Here is a 17,771-nt window from a genome sequence, read left to right on the forward strand (position 1 = left end):
TGCAGTTGCCGTGCGGGCGTGTCGGCGGTGTTTAAACCCTGCTAGGTTATTCCCGGAAACTTCCCTCTTCTGAAAGTCATTACGTCGCGGCTCGTCGTTAAGCCTTTACTTTCCCCGTTCCTCTAAAGCCAGACCGAGCAGGCTTGAGCTGTTGAATTAGCGCCAGTCGAAAAGAACCACACACGTCAAACAGAAAACTTGATGCCTCAGGGCAAGCCGAACCGGGAATCTATATAAGATACAGCCCGCACGTAAACAATCCATTTTGAATTTGCCGAGGCTGCCGGCCACCGTTGCAGACGCTGTGCAGCCGTTTTTGGGTGGGCGTTTTTCTGTCCTATTCCAGCAGCTTACGGTAAAGTTGCGGAGTCAAACTGATATACTGGCTTTCGTCTGTCTCAGCTTAGCTATCTGCTGTTCCGGGTCGGAAGCCTACGTCATTATTATAAAAACTATATTAGCCAGGATTATTTATGGAAGCTTATTTGCCCATGATTCAAAGCATACTGTCGGATTGGTATCGGATTACGCTGGAAAACCAGGAATATGCCGGTGCGTTAGCGCTTGCCGTGTGGTTGCTGACAGCAATGTTTTATAGCATCAGGATTTATTTTTTAAAGAAAACCAATGCCATTAATTTAAAAGCGCGTCTTGCCTTGCAAGCCGATTTCGAGGCGGCGCAACAGCAGCAGCAAGCCTTGCAAGAGCAATTGACTGCCAATACCGAGCAGTTGGAGGCCGCCAAAACCGTTGCCGAAAACGAAGCGCAACGGGCAGCCGGTCTGGAAGAAAAACTGGTACAGGCAAATCGGCAGGTGATCGACAGCGTCAAAACCTTGGCTAGCGGTTTTGAATTGACCGAGCCGGCGTTACCGGCCGCTAACGATCTGCAATCGACCGACCTGTGGCCCCGTTATTTCGCGCTTACCGCGCAAATTACCGAACGCTTTAAAGCCGAACAACAAGGCAAAACCGAGCTGCAACTGGCTCTGTGGGCGGAAACCTCCAAACTGGCCGAAAAAGATGCACTATTGGGGCCGTTGCAGTTGCGCTTGGAGTCGCAAACCGAACAGCTGAATAAACTGGAATTGGCGGTGGAAGAACAAAAAATTCTGCGCGAGCGCGAGCAAGCTGGCGCCGAAAAATTGCTGGCGGATACCATAGCAAAACATCAAGCCGAACTGGCGCGCTACGCTGACTCCCCCAAATCGCCCGTAGCGCCTGCTGTGACTGTATCTCAACCGGAGCCAAAAGCTGTTATCAACGAAGCCCCCGCCGTTATCCAGCCCTCGCCGGCTGTTGTTGCTGAACCCGTTGTGATTCAGGCGCCTGTAGAGCCGCCAAAGCCAGTGGAGCGTGAAATTGCGCAGGTTGTAGATAAGCCGAAACCTGTAGTTGCCGAGCCGGCACCGGCAAAACAATCATCCGTCGACAAATTGGCCGAGAAAAGCGGCGGTTTCGGCAAGTTCAAGCAAATGTTGAATAACACCATGCAGCAGATGGCGAAGTTGGATCAAAAGCTGGGTACACAGACCGAAGTCGCTGCCGAGGCCATCCAGGAAGAGTTGGAAGAAATCGCCGCGCCTATAATGGAAGCGGCTGTTGAGCTTAAGGAAAATGTGTTGGAAATCGCGGAAACTGCCTCGGAAGCGGTTAAAGAGCCGGCTGCCGGCGTTAGCAGTAAGCTGAAAGGTTTGTTCGGTAAAAAATCGGCAGAGCCTGTCGTTGCGCCTGAACCGGTAGTAGCGGAACCCGAGCCGATTGTCGATACAGTCGCCGCAGCAGCCGAACCCGCCAAACCTGCCGGGCTAAAAGGGCTGCTTAATAAGTGGAAATGATAGTTTCCGCTGTTTAAACATCAGCCGGGCGGGCTTAGTTTGTCCGGCTGTTCAATCTGTCTGGGTATTTCAATTAAATCCGCCACCGATTCCTGTTTCTAAACAGCAGTTACTCCAATCGAAACCGGCCGTGGGCGGCGACCAGCTAAAACAGGCGTAGGGTGTGGAGAGTTACGAACCGCACCAATCGCGAACGATGCGCTTCACGCTGTTCAGCACATCCTATGATCCTGGTCTTGCGTAGCCTCGATGCAGCGTTAGCGGAATCGAGGGTGTCGACCATCCGCCATCAGACTAACCTCGCCAAATTTTAAGGGTGTTGGCCTTCGATTCCTCGATTCCATCGAGGCTACTTGCTTTTGAACGGAACAGCCCGCAGGGGTGCGGCATGTGCCGCACGTTACCGAAGGGGGCAGGAAGCCCCTTTCGGCAACCCCGTTCAAAAGCGAGGAGCGCAGGGAATAAGCGGCATTCGGGTGGCTTTTCTTTTGGTGACTTTTCTTTGGCCAAACAAAGAAAAGTTACTCGGCTGTCGGGCCGACAAATCGGCAGGATAGCCGATTTGCATGCGTTCGCACCTGAAGGGCGAAAAACAAGGAGGTTTTTCGTGAAACCGACATTGAAATCAGTCGTCGCGTTAGCGACACAAACACAAAAGTTCCTTCACCGCGTGGGCACAAAAACCGTGCCCACCCTACTAAGCTGGAGCGTTGGGTTAGGCATTTTCATGTTTACTATGCTGGGATGGACACACGCCAGGTTTGCCATCCAAAATTGAGTATCCACATTCAAATGCTATATATTCGTGGTCAATGCTGAACTCGTATCCGTTGTGTTCGACAAATTCTTCTTGATAAGCTTTCTCTGCTAACGGTGCGCCGCAGTATGGGCAAAGAAAATCACTTAGCAATTCTTTGGCATGAAGAATTTTCCTTGTCAGTTCTTCCGCCTCTTCACGCACTTGTTTTAGTTCAGTCTCCTTTGCTTGAACCTGCTCTTGCGTAGAGGTTTTATCTTGCTTAAGCCTAAGTAATTCTTCCTCATAAAGCTTGATTCTGCTTGATAAGCTTTGGGCAAGTGAGTCTGGAGACTGCGATTTTGCATCTGTGAGTTGATCTTTAAGATATGCAATGTTTTCCTTCTGCAATTGAATTGTTGCATCTTTTTGTTCTACCAAAAGTCGATAAAGGGTAAACAGAGCGACTATAAAAGCAATGAAAGAGGCAACTTGCGTCCAAAAGACAGTTTCCGTGTTGATAATCATGTGCTTCCTATTGAAAAGCCTAACGTAAAGGTAAGGGGCGCGCCGCTGAAGGAAGCCCAGCGAAGCCAGTGAACCCGATAAAAAAGCCGACCTTCAAAACCGCCAACGGGCGGCGCGTCCCTTTGACCGTTTTGTTAGAGCTAACGCGCAACATAGTTTCTTCCATACATCATCAGGAAGCGATCGAGTTCACTAAAGGTTTGTGTGGGCAAAGCGGAATGAATAGATGTCATGAAATGCTTTAACGCAATAATGTCGTTCCAATTTGAAGGTTTCTTTTTAGAGCGCGCAGGCGGTCGTACACAGCTCAAAAAAGAGTTCATCGCCCGAAAGTTGTGTTGGTCAATTATTGGAAGTGGCTCTTGGTGATGAACCAAATGAGTGATGTATGCAACAGTGATGTAGGTGGTTTGTCTATTGAGGTGTTCACTCCACCACTGGAACGTCTGCTTAGAAGTATTGTTATTAAAGGAGGCAACGTATTGCGGCCAAAGCCCCTGTATTTCGGTAATTAAATCTTGGTGGCGTTGCGGATAGTTGGGTTTTCCCCAGTGACCCCATTTCCAAATCATTGCGTCAGCAATGTCGTTGTTCTGGTTGGCAAGAGCGGTGAACGAATTCTTGAACCGTGCATAGTCAGCCGCTGGATATTTTCTGAAGTCATACTCATTGAGTACTTGCTGAAAGATCGGGACAATCCGAGCAACAATTTGGTTTATTTCCTTCTGTGTAATTGGCATCACAGTACCTTTAGCTCTAACAATGAATTAGATAGTTTCCATATAGCTACCGAAAAACGCTCTTCGGCACGACAATTTATTGATCTGCATATGATCTCCCTTTCTATATATCATTCGACGGAGAATATATTTCCGCTAACGGCCAGATTGCTGCCATTGAGTCAGATCGAACGATAGCCCGCAACGGGTCGGCTGAGAGAGTTCGTGACGTCCAAAAACCTAAACCATAACCGGCACGATCATATCGAGTTTAGTGGCCGACCATTCATCGGAATAGATGGTGGTTTCCAGTCTGAATAGCCAATCCGCCTAAACTTCCGGCACAAAAAAGAACGGGCTGCCTTCGTGGCCGGCGTGCTGCAAAGGGGCGTATTGCGGCATTTGCTCGAAACCACCTTTTGCCGCCGAGGCCCGCACTTGATTGGCGACATCCCGGAAGATGTCGTAATCCTCGATGATGCGTTTATTGCCGCGCAATACTTTCAAAAAGGCGTTGGCGAACACCGAATGGTCGCCGCCGCCTTGATCCATAACCGGTTTAACGCCGCCGGAAGTCAACACTGTGCGGGCTTTGCGGCTATTCATGGCTTTTAACCAGCGTTCGCGCTTGGCGTCGTCCATGCCCTCCGGCAATTTGGCCACTGCCGAACCGGTCAACGCGCCGGAATAGCAGGAATCGGCTACCACCATAATGTGTTTGGCCGGCATGATGCTTAAAAATTCCGTGATGCTTTGGCTGGAAATCCAGTTGGCGCTATTGCCGGTTTCCGAATCGACCGGCAGCCAATAGGCGGTCTGACTTTTCTTGTCGATCTCGCCGTGGCCGGCGTAGTAAACCAGCAAATTATCCTGTTCGGTGAGTTTTTGATTCAGTTCGTTGAACGCCGACATAATCGTGTGGCGATTGGCGTTGATCAGCAATTTGGTTTTGAAGCCGTAGCGTTCGCGTAATAGCAGTTCCAGGCTTTTGGCGTCGGCGATGGGGGTTTTCAAAGACGGATAAGCGCCGTACTCGTTATTGCCGATAATGATTGCGTAGAATTTGCCGAATTGAATATCGCCGGAGCGTTTCAATTCACTGCCGTTGCTGCTCGGAAACACTGCCTCGGCCGCGTTACCGGAAGCCAGCAGGCGCAGGCTCAAGTCACTGCTTTGATTGCGTTTGTCTGTAGCGACGATGCGCACCAAGGTTTCGTCGCCTTTCAAGCTAACGTCGGTTTCAAAACGGCCGTTGGCATCGACTTTTATCGCTTTGTCGTTTAACAGCAAGCGGCTCAGGCCGGTCGCCGCGTCGATTTTGCCGACGATGCGTTTGCTGCTCTCGCCCAAGCCAAATTGAATGCTGGGAATACCCCGGGTGACGGTAACGGCGGGTTCGAGTAGTTCGATATTGGGGCCGTTGCCACTAGCTACTAGGTTTGAGCTTTGTTGTTGCAGTTTTTCTTTCAGCGCGGCAATTTCTTTGGCTTGCTGTTGCAAGGCTTGCTTGCGCAAATCTATTTGGTTTCTGTCCAGTTTGTCCGATGAGGTCAGCCAGCCGGTCAGCTCCGCCGATTGTTTTTGATAGGTTTCGATTTTTTCGTTGAGTTTGTTTTCGATGTCGTTGGTTTTGCTTTCAACGGCTTTAGCACTTGGGCTTTGCTGGCGTGCCGCTTCCAGTTCGCGTTTCATGCGCTGCCTTTCCTGGCTGAGAGATTGTGTCAAACTGCCCAGTTTGGCTTGTTGGTCTTTTAATTGGCTTTCCTTTTCGCGCAACTGTTTTTCCAGCGATTCGATGTCGCTGGAGCCGCCGGGCGTGGTGGATTTTTGTTGTTGCAGTTTGTTACGCAAGGCTTCCAACTCGTCTTGAGCCTTACGCAAACTCTCTTGTTGATCCAGGGTTTGCTGGCGGGTGCTTTGCAGTTGCTCGCGCAGTTGCTCCGCTTCACGGCGGGACTCGGCTACTTCGCTGCGCAAGGTGGCCAATTCTTCGCTGTTGGCGATGGCTTGAGCATTGACGGCGGGCGCGAACTGGATACCGGCGTCTTCCAGGCCGGCCGATTTGCGATACCAGCGCAGCGCGGTTTCCTTGTCTTCTGTAACGCCCAGACCTTTTTCGTAAAGATGTCCCAAGTTCAATTGTGCTTGCGAGTTACCTTGATTGGCGGCTTTTTCGTACCACTGCGCGGCGGCTTTGTAGTCGGCTGGCGTACCCAGGCCTTTTTCGAAAATTTCGCCGACGTACAACTGGGCAGCGGCATCGCCTTCCTGGGCTTTGGGTAGCCAGATATTTAAGGCGCTGGCGTAGTTGGCGCGGTCGTAAGCGACATATTCGCCGCCGCGGACTTCACAATCGGCGGCGGTGGTGCGGATGGGGCGGCGGGCGCTGAGATAAGTCATCTGCGAGCCTAGCTTGCGTACCTGTCCGGGCAGCAGGCAATCGACGACAAACAGTTTGCTGGTGTCGGCCACGATATAGCCTTCGGTGGCTTTGGCCATTTCTTCCTGGCTGACGTCGCGGGCGCAGGCGGACATTAAAATGCCGCCAATTGCCAATGCCAGCGTACGGTTCAATACTCTTTGTGTCGCCATGGTGTGCCGCCTCGAATGATTGATTTTATCTGGCAACCATAGCAGAAATCCGCTACCCCGCAAATGGCTAGGGCTGGTGGCGAATTGCCTCAAATTAAAAGTAACCCAAGGGGTCATTAAAAACGGGTCGTTGCTTCACATTGTGTGTAACCGAAATCAAGCGGGTTACCACCATGGGAAAACACGAACGACGAGCCTATTTACAGGCTATCCAAAAACGTTATCGACAAAGTGATAGGGCCACGAAACAAACGATCCTGAACGAGTTTTGCGAAGTCTGCGGCTACGCCCGTAAGTACGCGATTCGTTTGCTGAATCGAAAAGCCAAGCCAACCGCTTCGCCTAGCAAACGGCCCGGCCCCAAGCGGAAATATCAAGCCGAGGTGTTGCTGGAGCCATTGAAGCGCATCTGGTTTGCTAGCGATCAACTGTGCGGCAAGCGCCTGAAAGCCGCGATACCGATCTGGCTGCCTCATTACGAAGATCAATACGGCCCCTTGGCGGATGGCGTGCGCGCCGACTTGCTCAAGGTGTCGGCGGCGACCTTGGATCGCTTGCTCAAACCCTTGCGCGTCCAGCACCCCAAAGGCTTGTCCGGCACCAAACCCGGGTCTCTGTTGAAAACCCAGATTCCCATCCGCACTCATCACTGGGACGAGACCCAGCCCGGTTTTGTCGAAGCCGATACTGTCGCTCACTGTGGCAATTCGCTGGCCGGCGATTTCGTCTGGAGCCTGACGATGACGGACATTGTCACCGGCTGGACCGAATGCCGGGCCACCTGGAATAAAGGCTCGCAAGGTATCCTGGAACAGATTCAGGCCATCGAGAACCTGTTGCCATTCCCTTTGAAAGGCTTCGATTGCGACAATGGTTCTGAATTTCTCAATCATCACCTGGTTCGCTATTTCACCGACCACCCGCAAAAGCCGGCGTTTACCCGCTCCAGGCCTTACAAGAAAAACGACAATGCCCACGTCGAGCAGAAAAACTGGACTCACGCCAGGCAATTATTCGGCTACGACCGGCTGGATAATGCCGCGCTGGTGCCGTTGATGAACGCGGTCTACAGCACGCTTTGGTGCCCTTTGCAGAATCATTTCTGTCCCAGTCTGAAACTGCGGAAAAAACACCGAGACGGCGCCAAAGTCGTGAAAAAATACCATGCCCCGCAAACCCCTTACCAACGGGTGATCAATCATCCTGACATTCCGGAAACCACCAAACAGACTCTCCAGGAACATCATGCCAAACTCAATCCATTTGCTCTTAAGGCCGCCATTGAGCAACAATTGAAACTCATTTTTTCACAAGTCCAGGTTACCTCTAATGTGAGGCAACGACTCTGATACTTCGGTTACCTTTTTCTATGAGGCAATACGGGTGGTCCAGGCGTTTTAGCATCTGCGGCCAAATGGCTTGCCAGCCATGGCCGTGATCGGCATCGACGATTTGTACGTGGCTGTTGGGGCGTTGCTCCAGGGCTTGTTGGAATAATGCCGGCGGAATGTTGTTATCGCGCTGGCCCAGCAGGTGCCATTCCGCAATGCCGGGTTTGCCGGCGCGCTTAGCGGGGTTTAGTGAGTCATGCAAACGCTGGTAGCCGTGATGATCGGCCCAGATATCGATGTCGTAATTCCCCGCCAGCGTCACCACCGCGACGGATTGCGGCAAGCGCTCGGCTATCAATAGTGCCAACGTGCCGCCGCCGCTGTGGCCGATCAACACCACTTCGCTGTAACCGTTTAGCGTGCAGAATTCTGCTAATGCTTGGGTCATAGCCGCTACCACGCTTTCGCTATAGCGAGCACCGGTCCACAAGCTTTGCGAGCAGCCGGGGTCGCCGGCGTGGCCGTTGTAGCATGGCCGTCCCAGGTACAAAGCCGGCTTCGGGTCGGAAGACATTAATGACAGGACGGTAGCTGTGCGGGTGGTGGGGTCAGAGGCTGGAAACAGTCCACGTTCCCAAGGGCGGCCGTCACCTTCAAGATAAACATGCAGGCGTTTACCGGCGGATGGTGGTAAGTGGGTAAACGATGTCAGTTTGAATCCTGCGGCTTCAGACTCCAAGGCCTGAAAGCCGAATGCCGTGGCTTGCTCATGTAGGCGCATCGCCGGGGTACTGCAAGCTGCCAGGAAAAGCAGCAGACTCAGTTTAATCAGCAAATGTAGCCGCTTGACAGGCATGAGGTACAGGCGATTTTGAATAGACCACGCTGCTTGCGGGGCTTGCAGCGTGGTCAGGAGGCTTGGTCGTCCGGCAATCGACCGTTTGCCAGGTTGTTTAAAACGACAGCCGCAAGCCGCTGGAGAAAGCGTGGTTTGAAACGTTTGCCCGGTCGATGATGGTGTTGTAGGCTACGAAAGCGGACATGCCGTCGGCAAATTGGCCGGCCACGTTAAATCCCAGTTGCATGAAATCGCGGTCCGGATTGTCGGAGCGGATGTTAAAGCCGGCATTGTTTTGCACGAAGCGCACGACGCTGACTTGGGCGTTATAGCTGGATTCATGTACCCATTCGGCATTGACTTGCGGCACGATCACGCCCCAAGGCAGGCTCCACGCATACGAAGCCCTGGCGCCGGCTTTGGTCAGCATGGATTCTATGTTTTGTTTGCCGTAGCTGGTGCCGAAGCTGGAGCCACCTGTTTCGCGGTAGCCGTCCACTTCGGTTTTGGCGTAGTCGAAACCGATATAAGGTCCGACCACTACTTTGTCGATATGGTAGTTATAACCCGCGCCCAAGCTGGAAGCATACTGCATGCCCGAGGTGCTGCCTTTTGCCGAGGTGTTGAAAAAGCTCATTGCCCGCTCGGATTCGTAATCGATGCCGCCGACACTGGCCAGCGCGTCGATATAGAAATCCTGAATATTCAAAGTGCTGTATAGCGAGCCGGTATAGGCTGCGGTATAAAGTTGGCCGGCGCGGTTGTTGAAATCGGCTTTGTTGTGAGCGTTATTAAAGGCCACCCCCACAAAAAAATTATCGGTGAAAGCATAATCCGCACCGACTGTGACACCTTGATTGTCGAAGCTGTAACCCTGTTCGTTGGCAGTGCGGTTCCGGCTACCAAAACTGCCGTCGATATTGCCGTATAGGCCCAGGCGTTGAAATATTTCCGGTAGTTCGTCGCCGCTGCCGCCGCCGATCTTGGTACCGCCCAGGTTGATGCCGCCCGCGTTGCCGGCGCGCAAGGTGGCGATGCGGTCCATTACGCTGCTGAAATTCGCTCGCGAAGTGGCAACCGTGGTGGCTGCAATCGTATTGATCTCTTCAGGGGTGATTTGATCGATAACATCGGCTTTGGCAGCCGCGCCCAGGCCGGCGATTCTGGCGCAGTCGCTGATAACAGCGCTGCTGGTGGGCGATGCGCACAAGCTGTTGATTGCCAGAGAGGTCGCGCTGGCGTTGGAGGTTGATTCGATAATTTGCGATTGGGAAATGACCGCGCCGCCGCTACCGGCATAGCTAATCAATCTCGCACTGCCCGAGCCGGTGCCGGTGCCGGGAATGATCAGTCCCGAGTCGCCGACTATCAGTAACACGTTGCCCGTGTCGCTGTTTATATTGGAACCCGCGATAGCGTCGGTTGATGCAAACGGGTAGTTTGCCAACGCGACAGTATAGCTGCCGGGGCTCAAGGGGTAGTCGTTAATCAGCGAGTTAAAATTCGGAGAAACGCCCGCCGCGCCGCAGTCTATTTGGTTACAACCGTCGTCGTTCTGAGTGAGTACGGAGAGGCTGGTAAAATTGCCGGTGCCGCTCAGCAGGAAAATATAGGGGTCCGTTGTGGGGCCGCTGGTGGCAATATCGACCAGCGTGGTTTGTGACAGCGAGAAGGGCAGGTAGCCCACCGATCCGGCCCCGGAGCCGGTTAGATTGAATGTGCCGCTCGCGAATTCCACGCCTGCCGCGAGTGGCGACGCCAGCAGCAACGTCACTAACGAGCCTGCGGTTAGGGATTGCCGTTTGCTTAATCGCGCAACAGCGGTTTTAGAGCAGAATAGTTCAAAAAAAAACAGTGATTTCATGAGCATTTATTCCAAATAATTTTTGCAACTTATTATAGATGCATGTTGATGTTTTCAATAGTAATTAAATTTTTCTGGAGATTGGGTGCCGGCCAATCGCGCTTTTTCTTATTGAAGCGTGGTCAGTAAATTTCTGATGACCGTCGGGTTTGGGAGAGCTCAAATGCAGCGGTGGCGAGAATTTGCCGGACCTGGACGGGATTTATCCCGGTCGATTTTGGGGCTTGGCGGTTTTTAGACCATCAAGGGCAATTGCAGCGACACGAACAAGCTCTTCGGCTAAAATCCTTACACTTTCCCTGACTGTCGTTTGCCATGTCCAGATTTGAGCTCGCATTGAAAGCCTTTCAGCAGGCTCAACTAGCCTATGAAGATTTATTGGCCGTAGCGGCCGCGTTAAGCGCGGAACCCGAACCAGTTTTAGATGCGGCTCGGCAATTTTTGGAAAACGAATATCGGAGCGGAAACATTGGCGCGGATGTTTATCGCGGTTTGCAATCGGTCATGCAAGACGAAACCCGGTTTATCGGTGACCAAACCCAAATGGCGCCTTCACAGGTCTCCGCTCCAGACGATGCAACCAGCATAGTTTCGGCGCCGGCTACGGCGACGACGATACTGCCGGTTTCACCCGCTACGCAAACACCTACCCTGACGACCGAATCCTTGCTGCAAGGCTTGGATCCCTCGCAGCCGCGCGCCGAGCTGACAGTCGGGAGTACCTTGAAAGGTCGTTTTGTGCTCGAAGAGTTGCTCGGGGTGGGCGGCATGGGTATGGTGTTTAAAGCCACCGACTTGCGCAAAGTAGAGGCCTCGGATAAAGAGCCTTTCGTCGCTTTAAAGGTGTTAAACCAGGATTTTCAATTCAATCCGATGGCGCTGGTGGCTTTGCAGCGGGAGACCAAGCGCGCGCAAACCCTGTCTCACCCCAATATTATTAAAGTCTACGATTTTGATCGGGACGGCACGCACGTGTTTATGTCGATGGAATACCTGCAGGGTAGGCCGCTCAGTCATCTGATACGCGAGCATGTCGACAGCGGATTACCCTTCAAAAAAGCCTGGCCTATCATCAGTGCGATGGCTGAAGCCTTGGCACATGCGCATAAGAAAAATATCGTGCATTCCGACTTTAAACCGGGGAATGTGTTTGTCGGCGACGACGGCGAAATCAGAGTGCTGGATTTCGGGATTGCTTGCGCCATTGGCCGCAGCGAAACAGATGGCCACGACGCGACGATTTTTAATGCGCGGTCGCTGGGCGCTATGACTCCAGCCTATGCCAGTTTGGAGCAACTGCAAAATAGCGATCCCGATCCGCGCGACGATATTTATGCCTTGGCTTGCATCACTTACGAACTGTTGAGCGGCAAGCATCCGTTTGGCCGGTTATCGGCGGAAAAGGCCACGGAAGTCAATCTACAGCCCAAACCCATTGCGCAGCTTAAACGTCGGCAATGGAAAGGATTGCAAAAGGCTCTGGCTTTTAGACAGGAGGATCGCTGTGCCACTATCGACGAATTTTTAGCGGCTATCGGACCGCATACGTCTGTCTATTACGGACTGTGGTCAACGGGTGTGTTGCTGGCTTGTTTGATCGGGTTGAACGTCTATTGGACTCTCAATGAAAAGCAAACCGCTACCGAAGTGGTAAAGGTCGCTGTTGAGCTCAATCCGGAGCAAAACCAAAAAATTAAGGATTTGCTGGAATTGGCGGATATTCATTTTGATGTCGGTTACCTCACCGCGCCGACCGGCAGCAATGCGTTCTGGGCTTATCAGGAAGTTTTGAAAATTGATCCATACAACAAAGCGGCCATGGATGGCATCAATAAAATTGCCGATACGCTGGAACAGCAGGCGTGGGAGTTTTACGAAAAGAACGACCGCTCGGAGGCTTTGAAAAAAGTACAGGAAGGTTTGGAAGTCAACCCTGTGCACAAGGGCTTACAGAGTTTGCGAGATAAGCTCAGGTTTAATTGATTTAGTTTTCCGATCTTTGCGGAGGGATTTTCAAAGAGCGGTGAACCTGGCGGATGAGGCGTGTTTGCGTAGATTATCAGCAGATAATTCTGCAAGTAATTCTGATTGGGCTATTTGTCGCGGCTAAGCCTGCTAAAGCCGGTCTGTGACCGAGTTTAGCAGGATGAAAGCGCAGTTTAGTGTTGATTATGCAGCTTTACGGCGGCGAGACATGGCGATGCCGAACAAGCCCAGCCCGGTCAAGGCCAAGCTTGCTGGTTCGGGTACAGTATTATTTGGTTGGGTCACAACGCGAATTTTGTTTTCAATCGCGGCTGCGTAAGCAGTCGCGTTAGCAACGCCAATGTAAAAGCCTTGAGTTGGGAAATTGTAAGGTGAGGTTGTGTCGCAAGGACCCGGGTAGCAAATGCTGTTTTGCAGATAGGCAGTATCCACCCCGCTACCAATGCCTTCGATACTGATGTTATCCACGCCGGCAGCAATCAAATTATTGCGCGCGGTAATTGCGGTTGCTTCGTTGCTTGTGACTCCGTCTGTTGCAAAATTTACGTAAGAAAAATCGATATTCAAAGTAGACGCCGCCAGAGTGGTTCGCATGGTGTCGAATGCCGCTGTAAAGTTTGTGCCGCCACCACTATAACCTAGGTTGGCGATACTCGTGGCCAGTGATGTGCGGCTGGCCGCGTCTGTGACGAGGAAGTTTTGAATGTCCGCGGTCGCAGAGCTGCTAAATGTCACGACAGAGATTTCATAGTTGCTGTTCAGCGGAATCAAATTATTAACAGCGTTGGATAATCCAGCTTTGATGATATTCCAGTTAGATGAGCCAATGCTGCCTGATTCGTCGAGAATAAAGCCAAGTTGGATGGTGCCGGCATTGGCTGCGCTGGACGCAAATGCGCTTAGTGCGAAGGTAGCCGCCATTGACGCAGCCAAGGTGAGTTTGCGGATTTTTCTCATGTGATCTCCAAAAAGTGTTCCATTCAAGTTAACTCCCCAGCAGTTCGGAGCGTTTTTACCTGGCAAAGCGTTTTCGTTGGACGAGTCCCGATTGCTAGGTAGTGTCTCTTAGTTGGGGGAAAGCAATTCATAAAAAGCAAGTATTGGGCCACCTTATTATTTTCAATAATTTGCACTTGAACGGATTGTTCGACGTATTTTTTTTGTAAAAAAAATCGACACTATTTTAGGCGGCGGACTATCGATTGGTTTTAGATTTCAAGACCGGAAGTTCGATGGTTTTCAATTTGTTGTTTTGAAATAAATAAAAGACTTGCCGTGCCGGTTGCAAGGCAAATTAGTAAATTGGCAAACAGGTGGTTTTTTGATGATCGGTGGCCTCCTGGTGCAGGTGGATATTTAAGGGGTTGGCGGCGCGGATGACATGCTAAAATTCGGCGCATTATGACTTCCTATGCGCCGATTGCCAGTGGCTTCTCAATTATTCCCAGTATCCGATGATGCAACGCCCGCGCGACTGCGGGAAATTCCTTATAACTACACCTCGTTTTCTGATCGTGAAATCGTCATACGGCTGCTCGGCGAAGACATGTGGTGGGTGCTTGAGTCGTTACGCGGTGAGAGAATTACCGGGCGCTCCGCGCGGATGTTGTATGAAGTATTGGGCGACATTTGGGCGGTACAGCGTAACCCTTATCTCGAAGACGATTTGCTCGATAACGCCAAGCGGCGGCGCGCCTTGCTGCAAGCCTTGCGGCATCGTTTGGGGCAAATGGAGGGCCGGCAAGCCGAACTGGAGAATCAGCACACCGGGCGGGCCGAGCGGGTGGGGCAATTGATTGCTGCTGCCCATCAGGCTGTAAATGAATTCGAAGCCCATTTCGAACGTACCGCGCAACTGCGCCGTAGCGTGTTGACACTGTTGTCGCAATACACCCGCAAAGACAATATCAGCTTCGATGGTTTCGCGCGGGTTAGCCACGTGACCGATGCCACCGACTGGCGGGTGGAATATCCGTTCGTGGTGCTGTATCCCACATCGGAAGATGAAGTCGGGCATTTGGTGCGCGGCTGTATCGAACTGGGCTTGACCATCATCCCACGCGGCGGTGGTACCGGTTACACGGGTGGTGCGGTGCCGCTCAATGCTTATTCTGCGGTGATCAACACCGAAAAGCTGTTGGTGATGGGGGCGGTCGAGCGACATACGTTATTGCCTGGCGTGGATGGTTCGTATGCGACGATTCACACCGGCGCCGGCGTAGTGACCCGACGGGTGATGGAAACCGCCGAACAGGCCGGTTTGGTGTTCGCCTGCGATCCAACGTCTGCGGATGCGTCCTGCATCGGCGGCAATATCGCGATGAACGCCGGCGGTAAGAAAGCCGTGCTATGGGGAACCGCGTTGGACAATCTGGTCTCCTGGCGGATGGTGACGCCGGACGGCAATTGGTTGGAAGTCGAGCGGCTGAATCACAATCTAGGCAAGATCCACGAACAAGACAAAGCCGGGTTTTTGCTGAAACGTTTCGATGCCAGCGGTAAGCAATTGCTGGGTGAGGAAACGCTGGAAATTTCCGGCAGCTTTTTCCGCAAGACGGGGCTGGGCAAGGATGTCACCGACAAGTTTCTCGGCGGTCTGCCGGGGATTCAAAAAGAAGGTTGCGACGGCATTATCACCTCCGCACGCTGGATTCTGCACGAAATGCCGCCTGTCAGCCGAACGTTTTGCCTGGAGTTTTTCGGGCAGGTACGCGAGGCGGTGCCTTCTATCGTCGAAATACGCGATTATCTGGCGGATTTGCCGAAAGAGGGCGCTAGCCGGGTGATGCTGGCCGGTCTGGAACATCTGGACGAACGCTACGTGAAAGCAGTCGGTTATGCCACTAAAGCCAAGCGCCATGGCCGGCCGAAAATGGTTTTAATCGGTGACATCGTCGGCGACGATGAAAACCAAGTCGCGATGGCGGCGTCCGAAGTGGTGCGCATATGTAATGCGCGCGGTGCCGAGGGCTTTATCGCCGTGAACCCGGAAACCCGCAAGAAATTCTGGCTGGATCGCGGCCGCACCGCAGCGATTGCACGGCATACCAATGCCTTCAAAATCAACGAAGACGTGGTGATTCCGCTGCCGCGCATGGGCGATTATTGCGACGGCATCGAGCGCATCAACATCGAATTGTCACTGAATAATAAATTGCGCTTATGCAGTGCCTTAATTGAACTGCTGGGCGGCGACTTGCCGCTTAGAGCCTACGAAGAAGGCGTGAATAAAGCCGAATTGTTGGACGAGCGTCGGGCCTTGGCGTTGGATGCGGTAGACACGGTAAAGCAGCGCTGGCAATGGATTTACGATAATTTGGATTTGCCGTTGGCCGAAGCCGAAAAAGCCTTCGCGTCACAAGGTATCCAGGCCGGCGAACTGAGCAATCGTGCCGTCGAGCCGATTTTGTTTCATCGCTTGCAGGATTATTCGTTACGGGTGTCGTGGAAGCTGGAATTGCTGCCACGCTTGCGGGAAATTTTCGAAGGCGATAATTTCCGGCCCATCGTCGAGCGCATCGAGGCTTTGCATAAAGAGGTGCTGCGCGGTCGCGTATTCGTGGCTCTGCACATGCACGCCGGTGACGGCAACGTGCATACCAATCTGCCGGTCAACTCCGATCATTACGAAATGCTGCAAGAAGCCAATGCCGCCGTGGCGCGGATCATGGCCCTGGCGCGTTCATTGGGCGGGGCGATTTCCGGCGAACATGGTATCGGCATCACCAAATACGAATTCTTGACCGAGGACGAGTTGGCGGATTTTCATGCCTATAAAAACCGCATCGATCCGGAAGGGCGTTTTAATCGCGGCAAGTTGATGCCGGGTGCCGATTTGCGTTCGGCTTATACCACGTCGTTTAGTTTGATGGGTTTTGAGTCCTTGATCATGCAGCAAAGCGATATTGGCGCGATTTCCGATTCGGTGAAAGACTGTTTACGCTGCGGCAAATGCAAACCGGTCTGCGCCACGCATGTGCCGCCGGCCAATTTGTTGTATTCGCCGCGCAATAAGATTTTGGCGACTTCATTATTGATCGAAGCGTTTTTGTACGAAGAACAAACCCGGCGCGGGATTTCGATTACCCATTGGAAGGAGTTCGAAGACGTCGCCGACCATTGTACGGTCTGCCACAAATGCTTCAATCCTTGTCCGGTGGACATCGATTTTGGCGATGTATCGATGAATATGCGCAATCTGTTGCGCAAGATGGGCAAGCAAAGTTTCAACCCGGCCAAGACCATGGCGATTGCTTTCTTGACTGCGTCCAGTCCGAATACGGTTAAGGCGATGCGCACGGCGATGATTGATTGGACCTACAAGGCGCAACGCATCGGCAATACGCTGTTAAAACCGTGGAGCAAAGCGCAGATCGCGCAGCCGCCTGCCACGGTCGGCAAGCCGCCGGTGCGCGAGCAGGTGATTCATTTCATGAATCGGAAAATGCCTGGCGATTTACCGACCAAAACCGCGCGGGCGTTACTGGACATCGAAGACGGGCAAATCGTGCCCATTATTCGCGATCATGCCAAAACCCGCACCGATTCCGAAGCCGTCTTTTATTTTCCGGGTTGCGGTTCCGAACGCTTGTTTTCGCAGGTTGGATTGGCGACCCAGGCGATGTTGTACGAGATTGGTGTGCAAACTGTGCTGCCCCCTGGCTATTTGTGTTGCGGCTATCCGCAACGCGCCGGCGGGCAGTTTGATAAGGCGCAGAAAATTACCACTGACAACCGGGTGTTGTTCCACCGGGTAGCCAATACCTTGAATTATCTGGATATTAAGACCGTGGTGGTCAGCTGCGGTACTTGCCAGGACCAGTTGCAGGATTATGAATTCGAGAAAATATTTCCCGGTTGCCGCCTGATCGATATTCACGAATATCTGCTGGAAAAAGGCGTGCGGTTGGAAGGCGTGAATGGCGCGCGTTATCTCTATCACGACCCGTGTCATAGTCCGTTCAAGCAGCAAGATCCGATCAAAGTGGTCAATCAGTTGATCGGTGCGCCGGTTGCGAAATCAGAGCGCTGTTGCGGCGAGTCGGGCACTTTGGCGGTGGCGCGGCCGGATATTTCCACGCAGATTCGTTTTCGCAAGGCGGAAGAATTGCAGAAGGACACGGCTAAATTACGGTCAGACGGCTACGACGGCGCGGTGAAGATGTTGACCTCTTGTCCCTCGTGCATGCAAGGTTTACAGCGGTTCGAAGACGAAGTCGAGCAAATGGAAGTCGATTACATCGTCGTGGAAATCGCCAAGCATGTGCTGGGTGAAAACTGGATGACCGGTTATTTGGATCGGGTGAGCAAGGGCGGTGTTGAGCGGGTTTTAGTGTAGG

At 52.5% G+C, this 17,771-nt stretch carries 10 protein-coding genes; 4 read left to right on the plus strand and 6 right to left on the minus strand.

Features of this window, described 5'->3' with window-relative positions:
* The first annotated feature begins 473 nt into the window (after positions 1 to 473).
* Positions 474 to 1,838 (plus strand): hypothetical protein, encoded by a 1,365-nt coding sequence (locus tag JWZ98_RS04470; RefSeq protein ID WP_205453425.1) that lies wholly within the window; start codon positions 474 to 476, stop codon positions 1,836 to 1,838.
* Between the two features lie 715 nt (positions 1,839 to 2,553).
* Here JWZ98_RS04470 and JWZ98_RS04475 read toward each other — a convergent pair.
* From JWZ98_RS04475 to JWZ98_RS04485, 3 genes are all read right to left on the minus strand, one after another.
* Complete coding sequence (locus JWZ98_RS04475) at positions 2,554 to 3,102, minus strand: hypothetical protein (protein ID WP_205453426.1); 549 nt, start codon at positions 3,100 to 3,102, stop codon at positions 2,554 to 2,556.
* Between the two features lie 140 nt (positions 3,103 to 3,242).
* Complete coding sequence (locus JWZ98_RS04480; RefSeq protein WP_205453427.1) at positions 3,243 to 3,842, minus strand: hypothetical protein; 600 nt, start codon at positions 3,840 to 3,842, stop codon at positions 3,243 to 3,245.
* Between the two features lie 309 nt (positions 3,843 to 4,151).
* Positions 4,152 to 6,413 (minus strand): caspase family protein, encoded by a 2,262-nt coding sequence (locus tag JWZ98_RS04485; RefSeq protein ID WP_205453428.1) that lies wholly within the window; start codon positions 6,411 to 6,413, stop codon positions 4,152 to 4,154.
* Positions 6,414 to 6,586: 173 nt separating this feature from the next.
* Here JWZ98_RS04485 and JWZ98_RS04490 point away from each other — a divergent pair, with 173 nt between their 5' ends.
* Positions 6,587 to 7,762, plus strand: a complete 1,176-nt coding sequence (locus JWZ98_RS04490) for an integrase (protein WP_205450356.1) — start codon at positions 6,587 to 6,589, stop codon at positions 7,760 to 7,762.
* On the opposite strand, the gene JWZ98_RS04495 is transcribed toward JWZ98_RS04490, so the two are convergent.
* Both JWZ98_RS04495 and JWZ98_RS04500 read right to left on the minus strand, forming a co-directional pair.
* Positions 7,740 to 8,600 carry an alpha/beta fold hydrolase gene (locus JWZ98_RS04495; RefSeq protein ID WP_205453429.1) on the minus strand — a complete coding sequence of 287 codons (861 nt, stop codon included), beginning with the start codon at positions 8,598 to 8,600 and terminating at the stop codon, positions 7,740 to 7,742. The genes JWZ98_RS04490 and JWZ98_RS04495 overlap by 23 nt on opposite strands.
* Positions 8,601 to 8,697: 97 nt before the next feature.
* Complete coding sequence (locus JWZ98_RS04500; protein WP_205453430.1) at positions 8,698 to 10,446, minus strand: DVUA0089 family protein; 1,749 nt, start codon at positions 10,444 to 10,446, stop codon at positions 8,698 to 8,700.
* A gap of 315 nt (positions 10,447 to 10,761) precedes the next feature.
* Between JWZ98_RS04500 and JWZ98_RS04505 the strand changes: the two genes are divergently transcribed.
* Positions 10,762 to 12,429: a serine/threonine-protein kinase gene (locus tag JWZ98_RS04505; RefSeq protein ID WP_205453431.1), complete on the plus strand. Its 1,668-nt coding sequence runs from the start codon at positions 10,762 to 10,764 to the stop codon at positions 12,427 to 12,429.
* A gap of 186 nt (positions 12,430 to 12,615) precedes the next feature.
* Here JWZ98_RS04505 and JWZ98_RS04510 read toward each other — a convergent pair whose 3' ends face one another.
* A complete protein-coding gene (locus JWZ98_RS04510) occupies positions 12,616 to 13,416 on the minus strand; it encodes a VWA domain-containing protein (protein ID WP_205453432.1) in 801 nt (266 codons plus the stop codon).
* A gap of 427 nt (positions 13,417 to 13,843) precedes the next feature.
* Between JWZ98_RS04510 and JWZ98_RS04515 the strand changes: the two genes are divergently transcribed.
* The gene (locus tag JWZ98_RS04515) at positions 13,844 to 17,770 is read left to right on the plus strand and encodes an FAD/FMN-binding oxidoreductase (RefSeq protein ID WP_205453433.1); all 3,927 of its coding nucleotides are present in this window, start codon (positions 13,844 to 13,846) and stop codon (positions 17,768 to 17,770) included.
* The last annotated feature ends 1 nt before the right edge of the window (position 17,771 follow it).

The sequence above is a fragment of the Methylomonas sp. EFPC1 genome (assembly GCF_016925515.1).
GTDB lineage: Bacteria > Pseudomonadota > Gammaproteobacteria > Methylococcales > Methylomonadaceae > Methylomonas > Methylomonas defluvii.

Coding starts and splice junctions, on each gene's coding strand:
- JWZ98_RS04470 (WP_205453425.1), top strand. CDS start 474: ATGGAAGCTTATTTGCCCATGATTCAAAGCATACTGTCGGATTGGTAT.
- JWZ98_RS04475 (WP_205453426.1), bottom strand. CDS start 3,102: ATGATTATCAACACGGAAACTGTCTTTTGGACGCAAGTTGCCTCTTTC.
- JWZ98_RS04480 (WP_205453427.1), bottom strand. CDS start 3,842: ATGCCAATTACACAGAAGGAAATAAACCAAATTGTTGCTCGGATTGTC.
- JWZ98_RS04485 (WP_205453428.1), bottom strand. CDS start 6,413: ATGGCGACACAAAGAGTATTGAACCGTACGCTGGCATTGGCAATTGGC.
- JWZ98_RS04490 (WP_205450356.1), top strand. CDS start 6,587: ATGGGAAAACACGAACGACGAGCCTATTTACAGGCTATCCAAAAACGT.
- JWZ98_RS04495 (WP_205453429.1), bottom strand. CDS start 8,600: ATGCCTGTCAAGCGGCTACATTTGCTGATTAAACTGAGTCTGCTGCTT.
- JWZ98_RS04500 (WP_205453430.1), bottom strand. CDS start 10,446: ATGAAATCACTGTTTTTTTTTGAACTATTCTGCTCTAAAACCGCTGTT.
- JWZ98_RS04505 (WP_205453431.1), top strand. CDS start 10,762: ATGTCCAGATTTGAGCTCGCATTGAAAGCCTTTCAGCAGGCTCAACTA.
- JWZ98_RS04515 (WP_205453433.1), top strand. CDS start 13,844: ATGCGCCGATTGCCAGTGGCTTCTCAATTATTCCCAGTATCCGATGAT.